This is a genomic window from Desulfocurvus sp. DL1XJH-121 (assembly GCF_054819825.1).
Genome location: NZ_JBTVWW010000007.1, coordinates 43,499 through 69,227, shown reverse-complemented (window position 1 = coordinate 69,227; position 25,729 = coordinate 43,499). Strand labels below are relative to the sequence as shown.

The window sequence follows — 25,729 nt, the reverse complement described above, 5'->3', positions numbered from 1 at the left end:
TCGTCCGTGGTCGTCTAGACCTGGGAGAGGATGCTCTTTTCCTCGCCCGACAGCAGGCGGTCGAGGTCCAGCAGGATGAGCAGCCGGTCCTCCAGCTTGCCCACGCCGCTGATGTACTCGGACTCCAGGCCGGAAACGACCGGCGGCGGCGGCTCCACCGTGTTGGCGGGTATGCGCAGCACCTCGGAGACGGAATCGACCACGAAACCCACGATCATGTTGTTGATCTCGATGACGATGATGCGGGTGTGCTTGTCGTGCTCACGGGTGACGAGGCCGAAGCGTTTGCGGAGGTCGATGATGGGGATCACGTTGCCGCGCAGGTTGATGACGCCTTCCACAAACTCCGGAGCCTTGGGCACCTTGGTGATTTCCATGGTGCGGATGATCTCCTGGACCTTGAGGATGTCCACGCCGAACTCCTCCTCGCCGATGGAGAAGGTCACGAGCTGAATGAGCTCGGCATCCTGTTTTTTCTGAGTTTCGTCCATATCGTTCTCCTAGAGGGTACCGGATTGCTGGGACAGAAAAACTCCGCACGCCTGTTGTCATAGTAAGCATTTTTTTTCACTTTGCAACCAATTTCAGCAACCTAAGTCACCCGGCGAAAATCGCCGAAACTCGAATTTACTGCCATGGATGCGATATGCTACAATCATACTCATCGGATAGATGACGCTTGCACTTGAGACGCCCCTCCTGTAGGGTGCGCCACTCCGTGCAAGGATTGCGCGGCACCAAGGAGAACCCAGCAGCATGGCCCGATTTCTGCCCCAGAGTTCCCACTTCCCGCTTGAAGAGCAGATCAAGTCCCTGGAGGACGACGAGCTCCTTGATTTCTGGGAGGAAACACAGCACCTGGAGAAGTTCCTCGGCGAGGAGCTCTCCGAACCCGAGACCTCGGGTGAATACGAGCGCATCATCATCCAGGAACTCCTGGTGCGTTCCTGCCGCCGCGGCCTGCGCCCCTAAAAAGTCGAAAAAGGGCTTGCCTTTGCGAGGGTCATCACCTAGTTTCGCAAGCCCGGACAACGCAGGGGTGTAGCTCCAACGGCTAGAGCGCCGGTCTCCAAAACCGGATGTTGGGGGTTCGAATCCCTCCACCCCTGCCACTTCCCTTTTCCGCCCGCCGCACCCCGTGCGGTTTTTTTGTGCCCTGCCCAGGCAAAAAACGCCTCCTGTCCAAGAGCTGGACGGGAGGCGTTTGTTACGAAAAACGGATAAACTTCGGCTCTAGGACGGGTCGGGCCGCCCGATGCAGAAGTAGGCGAATCCCTCCTCTGCCAGGGCCCGGGGGGAATAGAGGTTGCGGCCGTCGAAGACCAGGGGGGCCGTGAGGGCCTCGCGCACCCGCTTGAAGTCGGGGTTGCGGAACTGGTTCCACTCCGTGACCACGGCCAGGGCGTCGGCGCCCTCCAGGGCCTCGTACTGGTCGGAGACGATCTCCAGGAGCGGGTTGTCGCCCAGTTCCCGGGCGGCGGTTTCGGACGCCACGGGGTCGAAGGCCTTGACGCGCATGCCCTTGGCCGTGAGGTAGCGCACCGTGGCCAGGGACGAGGCCTCGCGCACGTCATCGGTGTTGGCCTTGAAGGCCAGGCCCCACAGGGCCAGGGTGCGGCCCTCGAGGCCGCCCTGCGGGGCGAAGTAGGCCTCCACCTTGCGGGCGATGGCCAGCTTCTGGAAGTTGTTGACCTCGTCCACGGCGGACAGCAGCCGGGGCTCGTGGCCCACCTGGCGCGCGGTGTTGATCAGGGCCTTGACGTCCTTGGGGAAGCAGGACCCGCCGTAGCCCACGCCGGGGTAGATGAAATGGTAGCCGATGCGGTGGTCCGAGCCGATGCCCAGGCGCACGTCGCGCACGTCCGCACCCACCTTCTCGCAGATGGCCGAGACCTCGTTGATGAAGGAAATCTTGGAGGCCAACAGGCAGTTGGCCGCGTACTTGGTCATCTCCGCGCTGCGCACGCCCATGACCATGACCTTTTCGCGGCTGCGGGCGAAGGGCGCGTACAGGGCGCGCATGATCTCGGCGCTCTCCTCGTTCTCCGTGCCCAGGATCACGCGGTCGGGCTTCATGAAGTCCGCCACCGCGTCGCCTTCCTTGAGGAACTCGGGGTTGGAGACCACGTCGAAGCCGACGGACTCGCCGCGCGCGGCCAGCTCCGCCGCGACGAGGGAGCGCACTTCGTCGGCCGTGCCCACGGGCACGGTGGACTTGTCCACCACCACCAGGGGCGCCCGCATGGCCGCGCCGATCTCCCGGGCCACCTGATGCACGAAGCCCAGGTCGCAGGACCCGTCCTCGCGGCTGGGAGTGCCCACGGTGATGAAGGCCACCCGCGCGCCGTCGAGGCCGTCGGCCAGGCTGGTGGTGAAGCGCAGCCTGCCCTCGGCGCTGTTGCGCACCACCAGTTCCTCCAGGCCGGGCTCGTAGATGTGCACCCGACCGGCGGTGAGCATCTCCACCACCTCGGGATTCACGTCCACGCAGCAGACGCTGTTGCCCATTTCCGCGAAGCAGGCCGCGCTCACGAGGCCCACGTAGCCGGTGCCGACTATGCAAAGATTCATCAGTATTGCTTCCTTGGGGTTGTATCCTTGGTTCAGGACGAGTGACTGGCCCTTGGCCTACGAACGCCGAAATTCTTAGACACCGCCTTCGGGCAAGTCAATAGCCACGCGCCCTTTCGGGACCCGGGACCCGCGTCCATCCGGCCCTTTTCCTTGACTTTGGGCCTAGGTTGGGCAGAATTTACGGATTCGCCCGCCAACGACGCGGCGCGACTCCGGAAAACCACAAACCACGAGAACACGCCATGCCCTCTCTCGCCGTGAACATCGACCATATCGCCACCCTGCGCCAAGCCCGCCTGGGCACGGAACCCGATCCGGTGACCGCCGCCCACATGGCCGAGCTGGCCGGGGCCCAGTGCATCATCTGCCACCTGCGCGAGGACCGCCGCCACATCCAGGACCGCGATCTGGAACTGCTGCGCGCCACCGTGCAGACGCGCCTGAACCTGGAAATGGCCGCCACGGCCGAGATGCAGGCCATCTGCCTGCGCACCAGGCCGGACATCATCTGCCTGGTGCCGGAAAAGCGCCGGGAGCTGACCACCGAGGGCGGCCTGGACGTGGCCGGGCGCGTGGACGAGATCACGGCCTACCTGGCCCCCATCCTGGACGCGGGCATCGAGACCAGCCTGTTCGTGGACGCGGACCCGCGCCAGTTGGAGGCGGCCAAGGCCACGGGCAGCGAGTACGTGGAGATCCACACCGGGCACTATGCCGACGCCAAGGACCGCGAGGCCCGCAAGGCCGAGCTGGAAAAGATCCTGGCGGGCATCGTCCTGGCCCGGGACCTGGGACTGAAGGTCAACCTGGGCCACGGCCTGAACTACGTGAACGTCCTGGCCTTCGCCGACGTGCCGGGCGTCAACGAATATTCCATCGGCCACAGCATCATCTCCCGCGCGGCCTACGTGGGCCTGGACCGCGCCGTGCGCGAGATGAACGAATTGGTGCGCTCCTTCGCATCCTAGGGGCGAATGCCTCAAACCGGCCTCGGGGAGGACACGGTGATAGTCGGACTCGGCCTGGACGTGGTGGAAGTGGACCGCATCGAGCGGGCCCTGGAGAAATTCGGGGACCGCTTCCTGGGGCGCGTGCTCACGGACCTGGAGCGCGACCAGATGCGCGGCAACCCGGTGCGCTACGTGGCCGTGCGCTTCGCCGCCAAGGAGGCCGCGTCCAAGGCCCTGGGCACGGGCTTTTCCAACGGCGTGTTCTTCGGGAACATCGAAATCCGCCGCCAGGAGTCGGGCAAGCCCGAACTGTTCTTTCTGGGCGAGGCGCAGGACGTCTTCAGAAGCCTGGGCGCGGCCCGGGCCCTCATCAGCCTGACCCACGGCCGGGACACGGCCGCCGCCGTGGTGGTCCTGGACAGCGAGGCCGGATCATGAGCTTTCCCGCACTGCCCGGCTGCCTGCCCCTGCCCACCCCCGGGGAGATGGGGGCCTGGGACGCCGCCGCCATCCAGGACTTCGGCCTGCGCCAGGAGGTGCTCATGGAGAGCGCCGGACGCGGCTGCTTCGAGGTCCTGGCCGAGAATTTCGACTCCCTGGCCGGGCTGGACGCCCTGGTCCTGGCGGGTTCGGGCAACAACGGCGGGGACGCCCTGGTCGTCGCTCGCTGGCTGGCCGACGCCGGGGCGCGCGTGCATGTGGCCCACACGGGCCGCAAGAAACGCTACCGGGGCGCGGCCGCAGCCAACCTGCGCCTGGCCCAGGCCATGGGCCTGGACCTGACGTACCTCCCGGGCAAGGCCCTCGCGGACATCTGCCCGGCCCCGAACATCGTGGTGGACGGGCTGCTGGGAACGGGGTTCGCGGGAGAACTGCGGCCCCAGGCCCGGGCCTGGATCGAGGAGATCAACGACCTTTCGGCCACGGCCTTCGTGCTGACCGTGGACATCCCCTCGGGCCTCTGCGGGCTCACGGGGCGGCCCTTGCCCGTGGCCGTCATGGCCGACTGGACCGTGACCTTCCACGCGGCCAAGCTCGGGCTGCTCATGCCCGGGGCCGAGGAGTTCACGGGCGGGATCGTGGTCCAGCCCATCGGCATCCCCGGGTTCGTGGAGCGCTCCGCACCCCCGGCCTGCCACCTGCTCACCGAGGGCCTGGCGGAACTCATGCCCGGCCCCGCGCCGGACCTGCACAAGGGCGTCGCGGGCCACGTGCTGGTCTGCGGCGGCTCCCCCGGGCTCACGGGCGCGCCGCACCTGGCCGCCCTGGGCGCTCTGCGCGCGGGCGCGGGCCTGGCCACCGCCGCCTGCCCCGCCGGCCTGGCCGCAGAGGTCAAGGCGGGCGCGCCGGACATCATGACCCTGCCCCTGGGCGACGGCGCACAATGGAGCGCCGCGCAGGCCCGCGAGCTGGCCCCGCGCCTTTCCGGCTTCGCGGCCCTGGCCCTGGGACCGGGCCTGGGACGCGCGGACGGGGCCCTGGAATTTCTCCGCGCCCTCGCGGACGCGGACCTGCCGCCCCTGGTGCTGGACGCCGACGCCCTGTACTGGCTGGCGGAAGACCCCGCCCTGCTCGCCCCCCACGCCGCGCGCGCCGTGCTCACCCCGCATCCCGGGGAGCTGGCGCGGCTCATGGGCCTGTCCACGCGCGAGGTCCAGGAGGACCGTATCGCCGCCGCGCGCGCCGCGGCCGGACGCTTCGGCGCGGTGACCGTGCTCAAGGGCGCGGGATCCGTGGTGGCCGAGCCCGGGGGCCGGACCCTGCTTTCGCCCTTTTCCACGCCCAACCTGGCCGTGGCCGGGTCCGGGGACGTGCTGGCCGGGCTCACGGCCGCGCTCCTGGCGCGCGGGCTGGCCCCGGTGCAGGCCGCCTGCCTGGGCGTGTACTGGCACGGATTGGCCGGGGCGCGCCTGGCCGCGTCGCACCCGCTGCGCGGCAATCTGGCCTCGGAAATCGCACACCAACTGCCCCAATGCTGGGAGGAATCCGCAGATGCTTAAGGCCAAGGACATCATGACCGCCGATCCCCTGACCCTGAACGTGGACGACGAGGTCACCGCCGCCGCCCAGATCATGCTCGAACGCCGCATCAACGGCCTGCCCGTGCTGGACGCGGCCGGGCGGCTGGCGGGCATCCTCTGCCAGAGCGACCTCGTGGCGCAGCAGAAGCGCCTCAAGCTGCCCTCGGTGTTCACCCTGCTGGACGGGGTCATCCCCCTGTCCTCCACCAAGGACCTGGAGCGGGAGATGGAGAAGATCACGGCCATCACCGTGGCCCAGGCCATGACCCCGAACCCCGTGGCCGTGTCCCCGGACACCCCGGTGGACGAGATCGCCTCCCTGATGGTGGACCGCAAGTTCCACACCCTGCCCGTGGTCCAGGACGCGCGCCTGGTGGGCGTGGTGGGCAAGGAGGACGTGCTGCGCACCCTGGTGCCCGGGGGCGGCGAGTCTTGAGCGACGCGACCCTGCGCCTGCACCTGCCCGACGAGGAGGCCACCCTGGCCCTGGGCCGGGCCCTGGCCCGGGCGCTCCTGGCCACGCATCCGGCGCAGACGGTGCTGCTCTGCGGGGACCTCGGCGCGGGCAAGACAACCCTGGTGCGCGCCCTGGTGGAATCCCTGCCCGGCGGGGACGAGGCTCAGGTCTCCAGTCCCAGCTTCAACATCATGAACCTCTACCCCACCGAACCCAGGGCCGCGCATTTCGACCTCTACCGCCTGGAAGGCATGGGCACGGACGAGGCACTGGTGGAGGAGATGCAGGACCCCGGGGCCCTGGTGCTGGTGGAATGGGCCCAGTTCCTGGACCCGCGCGACCTGCCCGGGGAATACCTGTCCCTGGCCTGGGAGAACGCGCCCGCGGGACGCACAATAGTATTGACGGCGACGGGAAAGAAGGCCACACAAACGCTTTCCGCCCTTTCGTAATCGATTATCAACGCAAACCCTCACGACCACCAAGGGAGAAGCGAGGCTCATGGGCATTATCGTGCAAAAATTCGGCGGCACATCCGTGGCCAACCTGGACTGCATGCGCCAGGTCCTGGACAAGGTGGTCGCCGCCCGCAGCGACGGGGCCAACAAGGTCCTCGTGGTGCTCTCGGCCATGGCCGGAGAGACCAACCGGCTCATCGCCCTGGCCAAGGAATGGTCCGCCAAGCCGGATCTGGCCGAAATGGACAGCCTGGTATCCACCGGGGAACAGGTCTCCGTGGCGCTGTTCAGCATGCTGCTCAAGGACGCGGGCATCAAGGCCCGCTCCCTGCTGGGCTTCCAGGCGGGCATCAAGACCGACGCCATGTACGGCCGCGCCCGCATCCTGGACATCGACTCCAAGGGGCTGGCCGCCATGCTCGAGGACTACGACGTGCTGGTCACGGCCGGGTTCCAGGGCGTGGACTGCGGCAGCCGCATCACCACCCTGGGGCGCGGCGGCTCGGACACCTCGGCCGTGGCCCTGGCCGTGGCCGTGAAGGCCGACGTCTGCGAGATCTACACCGACGTGGACGGGGTCTACACCACGGACCCCAACCTCTGTTCCACGGCGCGCAAGATCCCCCGCATCAGCTACGACGAGATGCTCGAGCTGGCCAGCATGGGAGCCAAGGTGCTCCAGACCCGGTCCGTGGAATTCGCCAAGAAATACAACATGACCGTGCACGTCCGCTCGACCTTCGCGGACTGCAACGGCACATTCGTGACCCAGGAGGATGAGAGCATGGAAGCCGTGCTTGTTTCGGGCATCGCCTACGACAAGGATCAGATTCGCGTCACCGTCTGCGACGTCGAGGACCGCCCCGGCGTGGCCTCGGCCATCTTCGGCCCCCTGGCCGAAGCGGGCATCGTGGTGGACATGATCATCCAGAACACCTCGCGCGACGGCAAGACCACGGACATGACCTTCACCGTGCCCCAGAACGACCTGGAGAAGACCCGCGAGATCATCGCCTCCGTGGCCGGGGACATCGGGGCCAGCGAATGCCTGGTGGACGAGCGCGTGTCCAAGGTCTCGGTCATCGGCGTGGGCATGCGCAGCCATTCCGGCGTGGCCTCGCGCATGTTCCGGGCCCTGCAGGGCGAAGGCATCAACATCCTGATGATCTCCACCTCCGAGATCAAGGTCACCTGCCTCATCGAGGAGAAGTACACCGAACTGGCCGTGCGCACCCTGCACGACACCTTCGAACTGGAAAAAGAAAACCACGCATGCTGACATGAAGAAGATACGGATATACGACACCACGCTCAGGGACGGGACGCAGGCCGACGAAATCAACCTCTCCAGCGGCGACAAGATTCGCATCGCGCGCAGGCTGGACGACCTGGGCGTGGATTATGTCGAGGGCGGCTGGCCCGGCTCCAACGAGACGGACCGCGCCTTTTTCCGTGAGATCAGGAACTACGACCTGAAGCACGCCAAGGTCGCGGCCTTCGGCAGCACGCACCTGCCGCGCACCACGGCGGACAAGGACAAGAACCTGGCCGCCATCCGCGCGGCCAAGCCCGACGTGGCCACCCTGTTCGGCAAGACCTGGGACCTGCATGTGCGCGAGGCCCTGCGCATCCCCCTTGAGCGCAACCTGGAGATCATCCGCGACTCCATCGCCTACATGGTCCCGTTCTTCGAAGAGGTGATCTACGACGCCGAGCACTTCTTCGACGGCTACAAGGCCAACCCGGATTACGCCCTGGCCACCGTCAAGGCGGCCCACGAGGGCGGCGCGTCGGTGCTGGCGCTCTGCGACACCAACGGCGGCTGCCTGCCCGGCGAGATCCGCGAGATGTGCAAGGCCGTGAAAAAGGCCCTGCCCGGGGCCAAATTCGGCATCCACACGCACAACGATTCCGAGGCCGCCGTGGCCAACGCCCTGGAGGCCGTGGCCGTGGGCGCGGTGCAGGTCCAGGGGACCATCAACGGCTACGGCGAGCGCTGCGGCAACGCCAACCTCTGCTCCCTGATCCCCAACCTGGAACTGAAGTTCGGCGGCAAGTACCGCTGCCTGCCCGAGGGCAACCTGGCCCAGCTCACGGAAACGGCCACCTTCGTGTCCGAGACCTGCAACCTGCGGCCTTTCCTGCGCCAGCCCTACGTGGGCAAATCGGCCTTCGCCCACAAGGGCGGGGTCCACGTCTCGGCCGTGATGCGCAACGCCAAGACCTACGAGCACGTCACGCCCGAGAGCGTGGGCAACCAGCAGCGGGTGCTGCTCTCGGACCTCTCGGGACGCAGCAACATCCTGTTCATGGCCAGGAAGTACGGCTTCAACCTGGACAAGGACGACTCCACCGTGGGCACGCTCCTGGCCGAGATCAAGGAGCGCGAGAGCCGGGGCTACGAGTATTCCTCGGCCGAGGCCAGCTTCATGCTGATGTTCTTCCGGGCCATGGGCTGGTCCAAGGAATACTTCAAGCTCGTCAACTTCAGCGTCATGGACGCCCTGCGCGAAAACGACGAGGCCTTCATCGAGGCCACGGTGATGCTCAAGGTGGGCGGCCAGGTGGAGCACACCGCCGCCTCGGGCCTGGGCCAGGTCAACTCCCTGGACAAGGCCCTGCGCAAGGCCCTGCATCCGTTCTACAAGAATCTCGACGAGATGCGCCTGGAGGACTTCAAGGTCCGGGTGCTCTCCGGCACCACCAGGGACACCGGCGGCACGGCCTCCAACGTGCGCGTGCTCATCGAGAGCGCGGACAAGACCGAACACTGGACCACCGTGGGCGTATCCTACGACGTGATCCACGCCAGCTGGGAGGCCCTGGTGGACTCCGTGAACTACAAGCTGTTCAAGGACGATCGAGCGCGCTGGCCCGCACCGGGCAAGTGAGGACCTGATGGGCGGCACGGCTGGGACGATGCGGGGCTGGTTGCTGGCGCTGGCGTGCGCCCTGGCCCTGTTCCTTTTCGGGCTGGTCCTGTCCTATCTGCTCTGGAACCGCATGGAATCGTCCACGCTCCCGCCCTGCTCCCAGGGCGTGGCCCTGCGCGTGCAGGCCGCCATGGACAGCCTGGGCGGGGCCGCCTCCCTGCTCTCCCGCCAAAGCCGTGAATTGCGCATCACCCCGGCGCACATCTTCCACTTTCCCCTGCGCCACGTGCTCGTCGTGCCCCACGGGGCCGACGCCCGGACCCTGGCCCAGGCCCTGGGCAGGGACTGGCCCTGCGCCGCCACCTGGGCCCGCGAGGTCTCCTCGGACGAGGCCTTCCTGTCCATCATCGCCGTGGGCGATCAGGACATCGTGCCCCTGCGCCTGCGCAAGGAGGATTTCGACCTGGCCGAGTCGGCCCCTTCTGGGACCATCCCCAGCCTGGCTCCGGACTCGGTTCTGGTGCTCCGCAAGCGCCCCGGCAGCGAGCAGGTGCTGATGCGCGTTGAATAGGATTTGGCCTTTGCCCGGCAAAGGGGTATATTTATTGCAATCTTGACATACTTTAGTGAATAGCGACAATATCCCGACCCCTCTTTTCGGCACCTGCCGGCCCGATCGAGGGTCCCCCCAATGGAATGCGCATCGGCAGGCAGGCCAACAACCGACATGATACGGACCATCCTCAGCGGACTGCGAACCATCCCCCTCCCGCCCGTGGTGCGGGACGGATTCGCGCCCCTGTCGCGGGCGACGGTCCTGGTCGGCCGCCTGGCCGCCCGCGAGATGCGCGCCGGGCTCCTGCGCTGCTGGGGTTTCCTGGTGCCCCCTGCGGCCCGCTTCCCCGTGGCCCTGCTCGCCTACCTGCTGCTGGTCTTTTCCCTGGAAGTGGTGTTCCTGCGGACGTTCTCGCCCATGACCGAACCCGATCCCCCGGTGCGGGCGCATCCCGCGGCCCTGGCCCTGGACACGCAGGGCCTGGACACGGTCATGCTGGCGGCGGCCCTGCCCTCGGCGTTTTCCTTCCACGCCCGCCCGGGCCTGCTCCTGGGCTGTACCGAGGCGGCCCTGGCCGAGGCCCCCGAAACCTGGAACGACTTCCAGAAGCACCCGCTCCTGTCCCTGGACCAGGACCTCCTCGATGCGTCCTCTAACGCGCCCTTCGACAGCGTGCGCCAAGCCGTGGTCCACAGCAGCGTGCGCATGCCCGTGGACAGGCTGGCCCTGCATCCCCTGGACAAGACGGGATTCCTGGCCGGGGACACGCGGCGCTTCCGCCGCCTGTTCGCGCGCGTGGACACGCCCGGCGGCGGAAGCCTGCACGCGGACGCGCTCCCCAAGAGCGCCATCGCCCCGCCGCTGACGCGCCTGGACAAACTGCGCCTCAAGCAGGCCCGCACCAGCGGCCTGGGCGAGCTCTGCGCGCTGTTCGAGTCCGGGGTGCGCGGCATCTTCGCCGTGGGCTACGACATCAAGGGCGGCACATCCTACGGCAAGTACCAGATCTCCAGCCGCAAGGGCGCGATGCAGAATTTCCTGAGCTACCTCGACGTGCGCGCCCCGTCCTGGGCCATGCGCCTGCGCGCCAGCGGCCGCTCCAACACCGGGGGCACGGACGGGGCCATGCCCCGCGAATGGAAGCGCATCGCCCGGGAGCACCCCAGGCCCTTCGAGCGCCTGCAGGACGAATTCATCCAGACCCGCTACTACGCGGCTTCCCTGAACGAGATGCGCAAGCGCGCGGGCCTGGACCTGGAGAACCATCCCGAGGCCATCAAGGAAGTCCTCTGGAGCACGGCCGTGCAGCACGGCCCCAGCGGAGGCGCAAGCATATTCATCAAGGCCTGCCTGCGGGCCAAGACCCGCACGGACAAGCCCTACGCGGCCATTCTGGAGGAAGTCTTCCGGGAACGCGAAAAGCGACTTGAAAAATGCCCACCGCAGCAACGCAGCGCCCTGCGTGAACGCCTGCGGCAGGAGAAGGAGATGGCCCTCAACCGCCTGCGGGTGGAACGGGGCACAAGAACGACAGAGGTGGCTTCACTCAATACGTTCATGTAACCACGCGAGGCCCGGCATGGCATCCATCAAGGATCTGCACATCCTGATAGTGGACGACAAAGAGCCTGTAAGAAAGGCCGTCGCCGCAGCCCTGGGCAAAATCGGGTTCACCAACATCTCGGCCACGGGCGATCTGCTCTCGGCCTGGAAATCCATCGCCCGTCAAAAGGTGGGCCTGGTGATCTGCGAGACTGTGGTGGACGGCAAGCTGGGCATCCACTTGCTGAAAAAAATCCGCTCCACCCAGGCCGTGGCCCGCATGCCCGTCTTGATCATGTCCACCCGCAAGGAACCCAAGGTGGCCGACGCGCACATGCGCGCCGGGGCCTCGGCCTTCCTGGTCAAGCCCTTCGACGCCGCCACCCTGCTGGCCAAGCTCAAGAAGGCCCTGGCCACGCCGCCCAAGCCCCCGGCCGGGGACAACGAGAAGATACTCCTGGAGCAGGCCAAGGCGCGCCTGGAAAGCTACGACTCCGACGGCGCCCTGACCCTGTTCACCAAGATCGCCCGCGCCAACCCCAAATGCGCGGCCGCCTACAAGGGCCTGGCCAAGATATTCCAGACCAAGAAGAACACCGAACAGAGCCTAGTCTTCCTGGCCGCGGCCGCCAAGGCCAGCGTCCAGAACGGGGACTTCGGCGACGCCGAGCAGACCTACAACGAACTGCGCCTCTACGACCCCAAGGCCCCCAACCCCTTTGCCGCGGCCGGGGCCGAACTGCGCGAAAAGGGCGACATGAAGAACGCGGCCGAGCTCTTTCGCAAGGCCGTGGCCGCGGAGCCGGACAACGCCGAGAACTTCATGTCCCTGGCCGACCTGGAGCTCAGCCTGGGCAACAAGGACGTGGCCACCCAGCGCGTGACCGAAGCCCTCAAGCTCCAGGACGACCTGGGCGATGGCCGCAAGCTCTTCAAGGCCCTCACCGGCCAGAAGTGGACGGACTCGGAGCTCAGCGTAGCCGGTGCGCAAAAGGCCAAGAAGCGCCAGGAGGAAGAGGAGAAACGGGGCACCGTGCGCTTCTGGGTCCCGGACCTCCTGGTGGGCGTGCGCGGATTCGACGAACACTTCGCCATCACCGAGATGAGCATCAAATCCATGGCCTTTTCCGCCGGCGAAGGCAGCTTCGAGGTGGGCAAGACCCTCAAGTTCGACATCCTGCGCCTCACGGACGTGGGCACCAAGCCCGAGATCAAGGGCCTCAAGGGCGAAATCATGCGCCTGGACAAGGAGGCCGTGGGCATGGTGCTCATCGACCCGAACGAGGAGCAACAGGCCGCAATCAAGGAAATCCTGGACGCCGCCCAGGAGCGCCAGAAGGAAGAAGTGCGCGAATCCAAGGATATCACCTTCGATATCGACATGCTCTTCATGTAGGGGCGGGGCGTCCCAAGGCGCACGTCTGCTTCGTTGCTGCGAAAAATCCAGAACCGACGCGTATTTGGATACGCGTCGGTTCTGGATTTTTCTTGCGCCTCGCATCCGCACACCTTGGAACGCCCCGCCAAGCGTGGGAACGGTTGGGGAGATAAATCAAAAAGACAAAGCCCCCGCGAAGCTTCGCGGGGGCTTTGCTTTTTTGCAGGTGGGAAAGCTGCGCGCAGGGGCCGCAGACGTGCGCCTTGGGACGCCCCGCCCGGTTAGTCAACGAACCGGGCGCGTATGCGTATGCGCTCCGGCAGGTCTATGTTCCAGCGCTTGAGCCCGCTCCTGCTGAACACCAGTGTTCCGTTGGCGGGAAAGACCACGGGCTCCAGGACGCCTTGCTCCAGATAGGCCTTGACCAGGTTGGCGGCGGCCCGGCCCTGGTCCTCTCCGTCGATGAGCAGGCCGCCTAGGGCCTTGCCCTTGCCCAGGGAAAATTTCCAGAAGGAGAACACGGGCAGCGGGCTGTTGGCGGCGGTCCATTCGGTGACCGTGTCCAGAGGCACCTGGAGCCCCTCCTCGTCCCGCAGGGCCGCATAGCCGGCCAGGACGAGGGCCTCGTAGCCCTCGTCGGCCAGGCCCAGGACCATGCGCTTCCAGCGTGCGAAGCTGCCGGTCATCTTGGCGTCCAGGGAGATTCCGGAAACCGTGATCTGCGCCTTGCCGCCGAAAGAGGACTCGATGATGGCCCGGGACGTGTCCCCGTCGTCGAAGAGCACGGCCAGCCGCTTGGGGCAGGGGTGCAGTATCTCGCACAGCAGCTTGGCCGTGCGCTGGACCTCGGGGCGCTCCAGGACGCCCGTGACGTTGGTGGGTATGCGATGGCCGCGGAAATACACGCGCGGGTTGTGGTTCACGCCCATGAAGACCACGATCCGCCCCTCGTCGCTCAGGCGCTGGCCCAGCAGCCGCACGGCGTTGTCGTCCACCAGCACCACCACGTCGGGCGAGGCCTCGCGGCAGGCCTCCATGGCCGCCTCGGCCCGGGGCGCGAACCGGTCGCCGGGAGCACGCTTGGTGTCCAGGGCGAAATAGCGCAGTTCGTGGTTGCCTCCCAGGGCCTGCTCCAGGCCCGTGTGGCATTCCCTGACCCATGGATAGCGATCATGGTAGCTGTCCACCACGAACACGGAACCGGCGCGGGCCGACACGGCCCAAAGCAGGACCGCGGCCACGCACGCAACGCGAAGCAAAACCATTCTCCCCCCGAACACAGTCGGCCGAAGCCCTTTTCCCGGTAGTGTATGGACAGCATAAGAGTACACGAATCGGAAAAAGTCTCAACGCGAAATATGCCAGAACGCCTCCGGGTTTCCGACCGCGAAGGATTGTCCCTGAATATGGCTGCCTCTAAGGCAGGTGCGCCAGGGCGAACTCCACGAGCAGGGAACGCACCAACTCGCGGGTTTCCTGATGGGTGGTGATGACGTGGCGGCTGGTGACGGTCTCGCGGACGGTCAGATATTCCAGGCGACGCACCGTGGACGAGACATGGTCGAAGATGAACCGGGCGTTGGACGCCGGGACCGTGGCGTCGCCCGTGGTGTGGACCGCCAACAGCGGCGCGCTCACCCGGGGCAGCCCGCGCCGCACCCGGGCCATGCCGCGCAGGAAGCTGTGCAGCGCGGGCAGGCTGGTGACGCCCTCGTAGCCCTTCCAGGGCGCGATGCGCCGCGACTCGGGGTTGGCCGGACCGCCCGGCCACAGGGGCCGCACGCGCTTGATGAGCCCCACCAGGGGCAGACGCCAGTCCGTGGCCTCGGGCGGCAGGAAGCGGTACAGGTACACGGGCGCGGCCAGCGTGGCCACGCAGGCCGGGTCGCGCGCCTGGGCCAGGAGCAGGGCCAGGGTCCCGCCCATGGACAGGCCGCAGACCATGACCCGCTCGTGGTCCGCGCGCAGGGCGTCGTATTCGCGCTCCACGGCCCCGGCCCAGTCCGCGAAGCCCGTGCGGCTCCAGGCCTCGGGCGTCCGGCCGTGGCCCGGCAACAGGGGCGCGCGCACCGCGCAACCCAGGTCGGCCAGGGCCTCGGCGGGCCCCCGCATCTCGAAGGGTTCCCCGCCGAACCCGTGTATGCACAGCGCGGCCGTGGCCGCCAGGGGGGTATCCATGGTTTCTCCCGCGCCTGCTTGCGGGCGCCTGGCACATCCATTACAAGGTTCCCCACGCCACCGCAAACCCCTACCAGCGAGGCCCGCCATGCCCAGCCCCTGCGATCTTCTCGTCACCTGCGACATCCTGCTGACCCAGGACGCCCGGCGCACCGTCATCGAGGACGCGGCCCTGGCTGTACGGGACGGGCTGGTGGCCGCCACGGGCCCGCGCGCGGAACTGGAGGCGGCCTGGGCCCCGGCCGAACGCCTGGACCTGGGCCGGGCCATGGTCCTGCCCGGGCTGGTCAACGCCCACACCCACGTGTCCATGACCCTGCTGCGTGGCCTGGCCGACGACCTGCCCCTCATGGACTGGCTGACCCGCCACATCTTTCCGGTGGAGCAGAAGCTCGACCCCGCCCTGGTGCGCCTGGGGGCCTTGCTGGGCTGCGCCGAAATGGCCCGCACGGGCACCACGGCCTTCTGCGACATGTACCTCATGGAAGACGCCGTGGCCCGGGCCGTGGCCGAGTCGGGCCTGCGCGCGCGCATGGGCGAGGTGATCTTCGCCTTTCCCTCCCCGGCCTACGCGGACCTGGACGCCGCCATGGACGTGGCGCGGTCCCTGGAGGAGCGCTGCAAGGGCAACCCGCGCCTGCGCTCGGCGGTAATGCCCCATGCGGTGTACACCACCGGGCCGGACTTGCTCACGCGCACCATGGCCCTGGCCGAGGAGCTGGACGTGCCCCTGCACGTGCACCTGGCCGAGTCCCCGGGCGAGACCGCCCAATGTCTGGAACAGCACAGGGCGCGCCCGGTGCCCTATCTGCACGGCCTGGGACTCTTGGGCCCGCGCACCCTGGCCGCGCACTGCGTGGACCTCTCGGACGAGGAGATCGGGCTCCTGGCGGACACGGGCACTCGCGTGGCCCACTGCCCGGAGAGCAACATGAAGCTGGCCAGCGGCTTCTGCCGGGCCCAGGAACTGCTGGACGCGGGCGCTGTGCTGGGGCTGGGCACCGACGGCGCGGCCAGCAACAACAATCTGAACATGTTCACGGAGATGGGCTCCGCCGCCCTGCTCCAGAAGGTCCGCCGCGCCGATCCCACGGCCCTGCCCGCCCAGGCCGTGCTGGACATGGCCACCCTGGGCGGCGCGGACTGCCTGTCCTGGCCCGAGCTGGGCAGCCTCGAACCCGGCAAGGCCGCCGACCTCACCGCCCTGGACCTCACGCGGCCGAACATGATGCCCCTCTACTCCCCGGTGTCACACGCCGTGTACGCGGCCAGCGGCGGCGAGGTGGTCCTGACCATAGTGGCGGGCGAGGTGCTGTACCGCGACGGCGCGTTCACGCGCATCGACTACCCGGCGCTGCTGGCGGAAGTCCGCGAGGCCGCCGCCTGGGTCCGCAAACAGAGCTGAGGGGGACGATCCGCATGCAGCCCTCTCCCTGCGACACCCTGATCCGCTGCGGCCTGCTCGTGACCCAGGACGCCGAACGCTCGGTCCTGGAGGACGCGGCCCTGGCCGTGACGGGCGGCCGCGTGACCGCGGCGGGCCCCTGGGAGGACACGGCCCGGAGCTTTTCCGGCGCGTCCTTCCTGGATCTCTCGCGCTGCCTGGTGCTGCCGGGCCTGGTGAACACCCACACCCACGCGGCCATGACGGCCTTCCGGGGGCTGGCCGACGACTTGCCCCTCATGGATTGGCTCACGGGCCACATCTGGCCCGTGGAGACCCGACTGACCCCCGAGGTGGTCTACGCGGGCTCCAGGCTGGCCTGCGCCGAGATGCTGGCCTCGGGCTGCACCTGCTTCGCGGACATGTACATGTTCGAGCACCAGACCGCGCGGGCCTGCGAGGAGATGGGCATCCGGGGAGTGCTGGGCGAGGGCATCTTCTGCGGAACCACCTGCTCTTACGAGGGGCCGGAACAGGGCCTGGCCCTGGTGGAGGACCTCACGGACTCCGTGGCCGGGTCCGAACTGGTGCGCACGGCCGTCGCGCCCCACGCGGCCTACACCAACACGCCTGAAATTTTGCGCAAGTCCTGGGAGCTGGCCGAACGCCTGGACCTGCCCTGGATGATCCACGCGGCCGAGAGCCCGGCGGAGACCGCCCAATGCCTGGAGCAGGCGGGCAAGCGGCCCCTGGAAATCCTGGCGGACCTGGGCTGCTTGGGGCCGCGCTCCATCCTGGTGCACATGACGGACCTGACGCCCGGCGAAACGGCGCTCGTGGGCGCGCGCGGGGCCTCGGTGTCCCACAACCCGCGCAGCAACATGAAGCTGGCCAGCGGCGTCTGCCCGGCGCAGGCGCTCCTGGACGCCGGAGCCGGGCTCTGCCTGGGCACGGACGGCGCGGGCAGCAACAACGCCCTGAACCTGTTCGCGGAGATGGCCGCCGCCGCCCTGCTGCAGAAGGCGCACCGCGCCGACCCCACCGCCCTGCCCGCGCAGGCCGTGCTGGACGCCGCCACCCTGGGCGGGGCCCGGGCCCTGTCCTGGCCCGGGCTGGGCTCCCTGGCCCCGGGCGGCGCGGCGGACCTCGCGGCTCTGGACCTGAACCACCCCGGCCTGGCCCCGCTGTTCGACCCCGTGTCCCACGCGGTGTACGCCGCCACGGGCGCGGAGGTGCGCCTGACCATGGTGGCCGGGCGCGTGGCCTACGAGGACGGCCGCTTCTCCGGGGCGGCCACCGGCGATCTGGCCGCCTGCGCCCGCGTCCTCGGGGAATGGGCCCTGGCCGGATGAGGACCGGGACCCGGGACGGCTTTTTCCCCTTGACAAGGCCGGGTGAATATATCAATAGTCACCCGCTTCCGATGCACATCAGAAATCCATGCCGGGCCGCGCTAGGCCGGGCGGCAAGGTAAGGAGAAAAATACCATGGCCAAGAAACAGATCGCCACCATTCTGGACAACGCCGTCATGACCGACGATGGTCTGGCCGTGAACGGCGTGGTGCTGCAGCAGATTTCCGAAAAATGCGAAGGCTGTGAGCGCGTCGTGGCCCACGAGTCCGGCGGCCAGTACTGCACCAGCTACGCCCAGCCCGCCAAGAAGTGGAACATGGGCGTGTGCAACTTCGCCACCCACATGCGTGCCGAGAAGGACACCCAGGGTAACGTCAAGGTCAACCCGCTCAAGGCCTCCAAGCGCGCCGCCCGCGGCCGCTAGGCATCAAGCGTCAGACGGACGATTTCAAGGGCGGGTGCGAACCCGCCCTTTTGCTTTTCCGAGCCCGGTGGTATCGTATCCGGATAGCGGCCCGGACGCCCCGGGCCGCCACTCACAAGGGGACGACGACATGCCCAACAGCCTCCTGGAACGCCTGGACGCCATGGCCGGCGACGTGATCGACCTGCAGTGGGACCTGGTGGCCATCCCGGCCCTGGGGCCGGAAAACGGCGGCCAGGGCGAAAAGGCCAAGGCCGACTACCTCCTGGGCCGCCTGCTGGAGATGGACGTGCCCGAAGTCCGCGAGCTCAAGGCCCCGGACGAGCGCGTGGACTGCGGCTACCGCCCGAACATCCTGGCCCGCGTTCCGGGCCAGGACACCGGGCGCACCCTGTGGATCATCTCCCACACCGACGTGGTTCCCCCCGGCGATCCCCGCCACTGGGACAGCGATCCCTTCGAGCTGCGCGTGGACGGCGACATACTCGTGGGACGGGGCGTGGAGGACAACCACGCGGGGCTGGTGCCCTCGCTGCTGCTGCTCACGGCCGTCCTGGAGGAAGGCGTGACCCCGCCCATGAACCTGGGGCTGCTCATGGTGGCCGACGAGGAGACGGGCAGCGGCTACGGCCTGGGCTACGTGGTGCGCGAGCACGGGGACCTGTTCGGGCCGCGCGACCTGTTCGTGGTCCCGGACTTCGGCGTTGCGGACTCGTCCATGATCGAGGTGGCGGAAAAGAGCATCCTCTGGCTGCGCCTGGAGGTCACGGGCGTGCAGTGCCACGCGTCCACCCCGGAACAGGGCGTCAACGCCATGGTGGCCGGCTCGGCCCTGGCCCTGCTCCTGAACCGCGAGCTGCCCCTGCGTTTCCCGGCCACGGACGATCTGTTCTCCCCGCCCGAGTCCACGTTCACGCCCACCAAGCGCGAAGCCAACGTTCCCAACGTGAACACCATGCCCGGCTCCGACGTCTTCTATCTGGATTGCCGGGTGCTGCCCCGCTATCCCCTGGACGAGGTGGAGGCCGTGGTGCGCGAGCTCGCCTCCCGGGTGGAGGCCGAGTACGGCGTGGCCGTGACCTTCTCCCCGGTGCAGCGCGAGGAGGCCGCCCCGCCCACCCCGGCGGACAGCGAAGTGGTGCGCCGCCTGCAGGCGGGCATCCGCGAGGTCTACGGCGTCGAGGCGGGCCCCGCGGGCATGGGCGGCGGCACGGTGGCGGCGTTCCTGCGCCGCGCGGGCCACGAGGCCGCCGTGTGGAGCACCATCATGCACAACGCCCACCAGCCCAACGAACGGGCCCTGATCTCCACCCAGGTCAAGGACGCCAAGGTCCTGGCCCTCATGTTGATGAGTTGAGGCTGTTGAAAATCGCGCGTCTGCTTCGTTGCTTCGGAAAAAGCAAAACCTCGCGTACAGGGAGTACGCGTCGGTCTTGCTTTTCCCTCGCGCCTCGCATCCACACGATTTTGAACAGCCTCAAGTAAGGAATCGCTCAGGATGAAGCACCCCTTTCCGGACAGATTCGACTGCGTGGTCGTGGGCGCGGGGCATGCGGGCTGCGAGGCGGCCATGGCCTGCGCGCGCCTGGGCCTGGCCACCCTGCTGGTGACCAGCAACGCGGACCGTATCGGCCATCTGTCCTGCAACCCGGCCATCGGCGGCCTGGCCAAGGGCCACATGGTGCGCGAGATCGACGCCCTGGGCGGGTCCATGGGCGTATGGGCGGACAAGGCGGGCATCCAGTACCGCAGGCTGAACACCTCCAAGGGCCCGGCCGTGCGCGCCACCCGCGCCCAGATCGACCGCTCGGCCTACATGCGCGTGGTCCAGGCCGACGTCCTGGCCCAGGACAACCTCTGGGTCTTCCAGGACATGGCCGAGGCCGTGCTCATGGAGAACGGGCGCACGGCGGGCGTGCGCACCATGCTCGGCGGGCATTTCCCGGCGCGGGCCGTGCTCCTGACCACGGGCACCTTCCTCTCCGGGCTGATGCACGTGGGCGAGCGCAGCTTCCCGGGCGGCCGCCTGGGCGACCCGCCCAGCGTGGGCCTGTCCGCCAACCTGCGGGACCTGGGCCTGGACCTGGGGCGGCTGAAGACCGGCACCACCCCCAGGCTGCTGGCGGCCAGCGTGGATTTCGAGGCCATGGAGGCCCAGCCCGGGGACGATCCGCCCCCGCATTTCAGCTTCCACGCGCCCTTTGATCCCATGCCCCAGCGGCCCTGCCACATCACCTGGACCAACGAGCGCACCCACGAGGCCATCCGCGCGGGCTTCGACCGCTCGCCCATGTTCTCGGGCGTGATCAAGGGCGTGGGCGCGCGCTACTGCCCGTCCATCGAGGACAAGGTGGCCCGCTTCCCGGAGAAGCCCCGGCACCAGATCTTCGTTGAGCCCGAGGGCCTGGACCATCCCGAGGTCTACCCCAACGGCATCCCCACCAGCCTGCCCCTGGACGTGCAGGAGGCCATGCTGGCCACCATCCCGGGCCTGGAGCGGGCCCAGATCGTGCGCCCGGGCTACGCCATCGAATACGATTTCTGCTTCCCCACGCAGCTGGCCCCGACCCTGGAGGCCAAGGCCGTTCCCGGGCTGTACCTGGCCGGGCAGATCAACGGCACCTCGGGCTACGAGGAGGCCGCCGCCCAGGGGCTCTGGGCGGCCCTGAACCTGGCCGCGTCCCTCACGGGCGGCGAGCCCTTCCTGCCGGGCCGGGACGAGGCCTACATGGCCGTGCTGGTGGACGACCTGGTGACCAAGGGCACGGAAGAGCCCTACCGCATGTTCACCTCCCGCGCCGAACACCGGCTGCTGCTGCGCGAGGACAATGCCGACGCCCGGCTCACGGAAATCGGCCGCGCCCGGGGGCTGGTGGGCGACGCCCAGTGGGCCGTGTACGGCGCCAAGCGCGCAGCCCTGGCCGAGGTCCAACGCGGGCTGGCCGAAATCAGCGTGCGCCCGGACGCGGGGACCCGCGACCTCCTGGCCTCCCTGGGGGCCAAGGCCCCGGGCAAGGCCGTGCCCCTGGGCGAACTCCTGCGCCAGCCCGAGCTGCATATCGAGGACCTCGCCCCCCTGTTCCCGGCCCTGGCCGACGCCTCCCCCGAGGTCCTGCGCGAGGCCGAAACCACGGCCAAGTACCAGGGCTACCTGGAGCGCCAGGAAAAGCTCGTGGCCCGCGCCGCGCACCTGGAGTCCGCCGCCCTGCCCGGGGAGCTGGACTTCTCGCTGGTCTCGGGCCTGACCCGCGAGGCCGTGGAAAAGCTGACCCGCATCCGGCCGCTGACCCTGGGCCAGGCCGGGCGCATCTCGGGCATCACCCCGGCCGCCGTGACCTGCCTGGAGATCCATCTGACAAAACTCCGCCACTCCCAGGCCTCTCCCCCTTCACAGGGCAGTTGATTCCGCGTACACCAGGGGGCATGCCGATTCCCCGGGCCCCAGTCCAGCGCACAGGCGCCCCCGTCCTTGCGGGAGGCGTTCCCCATGACGCACGGCGCCCGGCCGGACTCCTCGTCGGCTTCCCGGTGAAAGGCTCCGAGACGTCCAAAAACTTGACTGCCCCCCTCCCGGCCAAAGGCGGATGCATGCCCGGCGCGGCGCGCCGCCCGGCCAAAGCGCCCCGGCGAAGGCGCTTCCCGGGCCCTTCCACGCGGCCGCCCCAGGAGCATTCGACGCTTTCCGGAACCAGCCCCGAGGGGACCAAAAGCACACCCATCACGTCATATTCATTGACTATTATGGTAAACAGCCAGACGGCTCAGGCCATCGGGAACGTCCCGCCTCCGCATCCCGGAAACAGGATCAAGCCCCGGATGCCGGGCCAACAACGCGATTTCGTGGAATCTTTTTTGCAAAGCGGATGGCGCGAAGCCGGTTCCCCCTGGACGCCGGCCCTGGACACGGACGCGGCGCGCCCTCGGACGGCCCCTTGCGCGCCAGGATCGGCAGATGCGGCTGGACACGGACCCGAACACCTTGAAGCGGCAAGCCATACATGAACGTATTCGCATCCCTGACGACCACGTCGTCCTCCGCCCTGGAGCGGGTTTCCGCCGGCATCGACCGCGCCTTCCTGGACCGCATCCAGGGGTCCTTCGACGACCTGGGCATGACGCGCCAGCTTCTGGACATCATCGGCTGGACCGTCGTGGCCGCCGCCCTGGCCGCCGGCCTGGTGCTGCTGGCCAACCACCTGCTCTTCAAGCGCAAGCGGCGGCTGCCCAGCAACATGGTGGGCGACCCGCATCTGGTGTCCCAGCTCCTGCGCACCGCGCAGGACCAGCGCAGCAAGGTGGAGTTCAGCTTTTCGCGCGACGACCAGGCCGCCCCGTCCCTGCACTGCTCCATCGAGGACATCAAGAAGCAGGAGATGGTCCTGGACGCCGGAGGCGCGGCCACGGTGCACCAGGGCTGGCTGGGCCGACCCGTGTCCTGCTTCTTCCGCCTCATGTCCCGCACCAACCCCGGCCAGCCGCAGTTCTACAGCTTCGATTCCGAGATCACCGGCGTGGTCAAACGCACCGACGGCTCGGCCCTGGTGTCCGTGGCCCTGCCCAGCACCCTGACCATGCAGCAGAAGCGGGTGCACATGCGCATGGCGCCGCCCATGCGCTGCCTTCTGGGCCTGGCCCTGTGGCCCGAGCCCATGGGCCCGGGCGGGGTGCCGGAGCCGGAGATCAAGCGCTGGGGCAAACCACTGCTGGTCTACCACGAGCTGGAAACCACCCAGCTCAGCGTGGCCAACCTCTCGGCCGGGGGCATGCGCATCGACCTGCCCCGCGAATCCGTGAAGGACACGGAACGCGAATTCGAGGTCGGCGAGCGTTACGTGGTGCTCATGAAGCTCCTGGATCCGGAGAACAAGACCAAGGAACGCATCTGGTGCCTGGCGCGCATCCAAAACCGCTACGAGGACCAGCAGACCCGCACCCTGGAGCTGGGCCTGCGTTTCCTGGCCCAGGGCGTCCCCGCTCCGGGCGAGACTCCGACCATGACCTGGCGCGCCTCCGCGCAGGGGCTGGACAAGCTGGGCAACTGGATTCAACGCCGCCACCTGGAGCAGTTCCGCTCCAAGGGCGGGGCCTGATCCCCGTCACGAAAATGTGCCTTTACGGGATTGCCAACAAGGCCGTAAATTTCTATAGCAATTGAGAACGCAACCCTGACAGGAGTTCCCACGTGGAAGTTGAAGACGAATCTGAGAGTTTGTTCTCCACATTGTTCGGCAAGCTCTTCAAGAAGGACGACTCCGTCCTGGAAAAATTCATTCTCTCGGCCAAGCGCGACGGCGACATCACCAGTGACGAGGTGGCGCTCTTGCTCAACGTCCTCCGCCTGGGCCGCAAGCAGGTGCGCGAGATCATGATCCCGCGCACGGACATCGCCTGCGCCCCCCTGGACGAGCCGCTGTCCGCGGTCACGGACCTGATCGTGGAGCGCGGGCATTCGCGCATTCCCATCTTCCGCGGCAACCGCGACAACATCGTGGGCATCGTCCACGCCAAGGATCTCCTGCTCCACCTCGCGCATCCCGACGCCGAGGCCCTGTCCATCCGCGACATCATGCGCAAGCCCCTGTTCATCCCGGACACCAAGAACGTCCAGGACATGCTCCAGGTCTTCCGCTCCAAGAAGGTGCACATGGCCATCGCCCTGGACGAATACGGCGGGACCTCGGGCCTGGTGACCTTCGAGGACGTGCTGGAGGAGATCGTGGGCGAAATCGAGGACGAATACGACGCGCCCCGGCCCGAGGACATCCAGGTCCTGGACAACGGGGACGTCCTGGTCTCCGGCCGCACCCCGCTCTTCGAACTGGAGGAGGACCTGGGCCTGCGCCTGAACTCCACCCAGGTGGAGACCGTGAGCGGCTTCATCTGCGAACTGGCCGGGCGCGTGCCCGGCGCGGGCGAGGCCTTCGAGACCGGCGACCGCAGGCTGGTGGTCAAGGACGCCGACGCCAAACAGGTCCACTGGATCGTGATCCAGACCTCGCCCCACGCCGAGGCCGATGACTAATCTGCTGCTCCCCGCCCTTCTGGCCTGCTGCGGAGCCTGGTTCGGCTTCGCCAACCCCCTGGCCCACGTGCCGCCCCTGGCCCTGCTCCTGCCCCTGGGCCTGACCCTGGCCGCCAACGGCGCACCCGGCCCCAAGGCGGCCTTCAGGCGCGGCCTGCTCATGGGCGCGGCGGCCTGCGCCGGGGCCCTGTACTGGATGGCCCTGCCCGTGCACGACTACGGGGGGCTGCCCTGGATCCTGGCCGCTCCCTGCCCGGTGCTGGTGGGGCTGGCGCTGGGCGTGTACCTGGGCCTGTTCTGCCTGGGCCTGTATCTGGTGCGCGGCCGCCTGTCCTGGCCCCTGGGAGCCGTCTGGGCCGGGGCCTCGTGGTGGGCCCTGGAATACTTCAAGGGCACGCTGTTCACGGGCTTTCCCTGGCTGGTGCTGGCCTCGGCCTTCTCGCCCTGGCCCCAGGCCCTGCAGGGCGCGGCCCTCATCGGGGCCTACGGCCTGTCCGGCGTGCTGGCGGCCTCGGCCTGGCTCCTGGCCTCGGGCAAGGGGCTCATGCCCGCGCCGAGGATCGCCGGGGCCCTGGTGCTGGCGGGGCTCGCCGCCTACGGCGGATACGCCCTGAACCGGCCCCTGGAGCAATGCGGCACAGCCTCCGTGGCCCTGGTCCAGGGCGACATCGACCAGAGCCTGAAATGGGACCAGACCTACCGCCTGGGCACGGTTCAGCGCTACAAGACCCTGTCGCGCAAGGCCGCGGAGGACGGAACCCCGGGCCTGCTGGTCTGGCCCGAAACCGCCCTGCCCTTCTACCTGCAGGAGGTCAACTCCCTGACCGTGGACGTGCGCAGGCTGGCCCGTGAGCTGGGAACGTCCATCATCACGGGCTCCCCGGCCTACACCTACCTGCCCGAGGAAAAGCGCTACGAGCTGCACAACCGGGCCTACCTGGTGGACGAGACCGCCATCCTGGCCGGGCACTACGACAAGGAGCACCTGGTGCCCTTCGGCGAATACGTGCCCCTGGGCCAATGGCTGGGCTTCCTGGGCAAGCTGGTGCAGGGCGTGGGCGACTTCGTGCCCGGGGACGACACCGGCCCCCTGGTCACCGGCTCCGGGGTGCGCGCGGGCATGCTCATCTGCTACGAGTCCATCTTTCCCGAGTTGGCCCAGGCCCGCGTCGAGGCCAGGGCCAACCTGCTGGTGAACATCTCCAACGACGCCTGGTTCGGCCGCTCCTCGGCCCCGTTCCAGCACCTGGACCTCACGGTGCTGCGCGCCGTGGAGCAGGGCCGCAGCATCGCGCGCTGTACCAACACGGGCGTCTCGGCCTTCGTGGGCCCCCGGGGCCGCATCCTGGCCGCCACGCCCCTGTTCACGGCCACCGTCCTGTCGCGCGCGGACCTGCCCCTGTGCGAGGGACAGACGCCCTTCCACCGCATGGCCGGATACCTGGCCTGGCTGCCCTTCGCGCTCCTGGCCCTCTGCGGCCTGGCCGCCCTGACCGCGCTCAAGGCCTGATCCCGCGGGCTCCCGCGCCTTTTCCCCTTGCGAAGCGCCTCGCGAGAG

Annotated in this window: 23 protein-coding genes and 1 tRNA gene; 20 read left to right on the top strand and 4 right to left on the bottom strand. The window is 68.3% G+C overall.

The genetic code is table 11. The features are described 5' to 3' along the window. Positions 1-14: 14 nt before the first annotated feature. Complete coding sequence (locus tag ACYYG1_RS06755) at positions 15-491, bottom strand: chemotaxis protein CheW (RefSeq protein ID WP_461209530.1); 477 nt, start codon at positions 489-491, stop codon at positions 15-17. 265 nt (positions 492-756) lie between these two features. Between ACYYG1_RS06755 and ACYYG1_RS06750 the strand changes: the two genes are divergently transcribed. Continuing rightward, positions 757-972 (top strand): hypothetical protein, encoded by a 216-nt coding sequence (locus ACYYG1_RS06750; protein WP_461209529.1) that lies wholly within the window; start codon positions 757-759, stop codon positions 970-972. Positions 973-1,035: 63 nt separating this feature from the next. Continuing rightward, a tRNA-Trp gene (locus ACYYG1_RS06745) sits at positions 1,036-1,112 on the top strand. Positions 1,113-1,233: 121 nt separating this feature from the next. On the opposite strand, the gene ACYYG1_RS06740 is transcribed toward ACYYG1_RS06745, so the two are convergent. Next, positions 1,234-2,571, bottom strand: a complete 1,338-nt coding sequence (locus ACYYG1_RS06740; RefSeq protein ID WP_461209528.1) for a UDP-glucose dehydrogenase family protein — start codon at positions 2,569-2,571, stop codon at positions 1,234-1,236. A 245-nt stretch (positions 2,572-2,816) separates the two neighbouring features. Between ACYYG1_RS06740 and ACYYG1_RS06735 the strand changes: the two genes are divergently transcribed. The 10 genes from ACYYG1_RS06735 (at position 2,817) to ACYYG1_RS06690 (ending at position 12,827) form a co-directional block, all read left to right on the top strand. Next, on the top strand, positions 2,817-3,542 hold the full coding sequence (locus ACYYG1_RS06735; protein WP_461209527.1) for a pyridoxine 5'-phosphate synthase: 726 nt from the start codon (positions 2,817-2,819) through the stop codon (positions 3,540-3,542). Between the two features lie 36 nt (positions 3,543-3,578). Continuing rightward, positions 3,579-3,962: a holo-[acyl-carrier-protein] synthase gene (locus ACYYG1_RS06730; protein ID WP_461209526.1), complete on the top strand. Its 384-nt coding sequence runs from the start codon at positions 3,579-3,581 to the stop codon at positions 3,960-3,962. Then, on the top strand, positions 3,959-5,524 hold the full coding sequence (locus ACYYG1_RS06725) for an NAD(P)H-hydrate dehydratase (protein WP_461209525.1): 1,566 nt from the start codon (positions 3,959-3,961) through the stop codon (positions 5,522-5,524). Before ACYYG1_RS06730 ends, ACYYG1_RS06725 begins: the two co-directional genes overlap by 4 nt. After that, positions 5,517-5,981, top strand: a complete 465-nt coding sequence (locus ACYYG1_RS06720) for a CBS domain-containing protein (protein ID WP_461209524.1) — start codon at positions 5,517-5,519, stop codon at positions 5,979-5,981. Before ACYYG1_RS06725 ends, ACYYG1_RS06720 begins: the two co-directional genes overlap by 8 nt. Further along, positions 5,978-6,454, top strand: coding sequence for a tRNA (adenosine(37)-N6)-threonylcarbamoyltransferase complex ATPase subunit type 1 TsaE (gene tsaE, locus ACYYG1_RS06715; RefSeq protein ID WP_461209523.1), 477 nt, complete (start codon positions 5,978-5,980; stop codon positions 6,452-6,454). The genes ACYYG1_RS06720 and tsaE overlap by 4 nt, the downstream gene beginning before the upstream one ends. Before the next feature lie 49 nt (positions 6,455-6,503). Further along, positions 6,504-7,739 (top strand): aspartate kinase, encoded by a 1,236-nt coding sequence (locus ACYYG1_RS06710; RefSeq protein ID WP_461209522.1) that lies wholly within the window; start codon positions 6,504-6,506, stop codon positions 7,737-7,739. Between the two features lies 1 nt (position 7,740). Beyond that, the gene (gene cimA / locus ACYYG1_RS06705; RefSeq protein WP_461209521.1) at positions 7,741-9,351 is read left to right on the top strand and encodes a citramalate synthase; all 1,611 of its coding nucleotides are present in this window, start codon (positions 7,741-7,743) and stop codon (positions 9,349-9,351) included. A gap of 7 nt (positions 9,352-9,358) precedes the next feature. Continuing rightward, the gene (locus ACYYG1_RS06700) at positions 9,359-9,904 is read left to right on the top strand and encodes a hypothetical protein (RefSeq protein ID WP_461209520.1); all 546 of its coding nucleotides are present in this window, start codon (positions 9,359-9,361) and stop codon (positions 9,902-9,904) included. Positions 9,905-10,060: 156 nt separating this feature from the next. Beyond that, entirely contained in the window at positions 10,061-11,452 is a 1,392-nt protein-coding gene (locus ACYYG1_RS06695; RefSeq protein WP_461209519.1) for a VgrG-related protein, read from the top strand. 16 nt (positions 11,453-11,468) lie between these two features. Then, positions 11,469-12,827 carry a response regulator gene (locus ACYYG1_RS06690; protein WP_461209518.1) on the top strand — a complete coding sequence of 453 codons (1,359 nt, stop codon included), beginning with the start codon at positions 11,469-11,471 and terminating at the stop codon, positions 12,825-12,827. A gap of 263 nt (positions 12,828-13,090) precedes the next feature. Here the strand turns inward: ACYYG1_RS06690 and ACYYG1_RS06685 are convergent, their stop codons facing one another. Together ACYYG1_RS06685 and ACYYG1_RS06680 are read right to left on the bottom strand one after the other, a co-directional pair. Further along, the gene (locus ACYYG1_RS06685) at positions 13,091-14,068 is read right to left on the bottom strand and encodes an ABC transporter substrate-binding protein (protein WP_461209517.1); all 978 of its coding nucleotides are present in this window, start codon (positions 14,066-14,068) and stop codon (positions 13,091-13,093) included. 157 nt (positions 14,069-14,225) lie between these two features. Then, on the bottom strand, positions 14,226-14,987 hold the full coding sequence (locus ACYYG1_RS06680; RefSeq protein ID WP_461209516.1) for an alpha/beta hydrolase: 762 nt from the start codon (positions 14,985-14,987) through the stop codon (positions 14,226-14,228). Between the two features lie 88 nt (positions 14,988-15,075). Here ACYYG1_RS06680 and ACYYG1_RS06675 point away from each other — a divergent pair, with 88 nt between their 5' ends. The 8 genes from ACYYG1_RS06675 to lnt all read left to right on the top strand — a co-directional run bounded on the left by ACYYG1_RS06675 (position 15,076) and on the right by lnt (position 25,681). After that, positions 15,076-16,392, top strand: coding sequence for an amidohydrolase (locus ACYYG1_RS06675; RefSeq protein ID WP_461209515.1), 1,317 nt, complete (start codon positions 15,076-15,078; stop codon positions 16,390-16,392). A 14-nt stretch (positions 16,393-16,406) separates the two neighbouring features. Next, entirely contained in the window at positions 16,407-17,723 is a 1,317-nt protein-coding gene (locus ACYYG1_RS06670; RefSeq protein ID WP_461209514.1) for an amidohydrolase, read from the top strand. A 135-nt stretch (positions 17,724-17,858) separates the two neighbouring features. After that, positions 17,859-18,149 carry a PxxKW family cysteine-rich protein gene (locus ACYYG1_RS06665; RefSeq protein ID WP_461209513.1) on the top strand — a complete coding sequence of 97 codons (291 nt, stop codon included), beginning with the start codon at positions 17,859-17,861 and terminating at the stop codon, positions 18,147-18,149. A 130-nt stretch (positions 18,150-18,279) separates the two neighbouring features. Next, positions 18,280-19,506 carry a M20 family metallo-hydrolase gene (locus ACYYG1_RS06660; protein WP_461209512.1) on the top strand — a complete coding sequence of 409 codons (1,227 nt, stop codon included), beginning with the start codon at positions 18,280-18,282 and terminating at the stop codon, positions 19,504-19,506. A 141-nt stretch (positions 19,507-19,647) separates the two neighbouring features. Then, positions 19,648-21,552 carry a tRNA uridine-5-carboxymethylaminomethyl(34) synthesis enzyme MnmG gene (gene mnmG, locus ACYYG1_RS06655; protein ID WP_461209511.1) on the top strand — a complete coding sequence of 635 codons (1,905 nt, stop codon included), beginning with the start codon at positions 19,648-19,650 and terminating at the stop codon, positions 21,550-21,552. Between the two features lie 595 nt (positions 21,553-22,147). Further along, the gene (locus ACYYG1_RS06650; RefSeq protein WP_461209510.1) at positions 22,148-23,239 is read left to right on the top strand and encodes a PilZ domain-containing protein; all 1,092 of its coding nucleotides are present in this window, start codon (positions 22,148-22,150) and stop codon (positions 23,237-23,239) included. A 92-nt stretch (positions 23,240-23,331) separates the two neighbouring features. Continuing rightward, on the top strand, positions 23,332-24,171 hold the full coding sequence (locus ACYYG1_RS06645) for a hemolysin family protein (protein WP_461209509.1): 840 nt from the start codon (positions 23,332-23,334) through the stop codon (positions 24,169-24,171). Then, positions 24,164-25,681 (top strand): apolipoprotein N-acyltransferase, encoded by a 1,518-nt coding sequence (gene lnt / locus ACYYG1_RS06640; protein ID WP_461209508.1) that lies wholly within the window; start codon positions 24,164-24,166, stop codon positions 25,679-25,681. Before ACYYG1_RS06645 ends, lnt begins: the two co-directional genes overlap by 8 nt. Positions 25,682-25,729 lie beyond the last annotated feature (48 nt).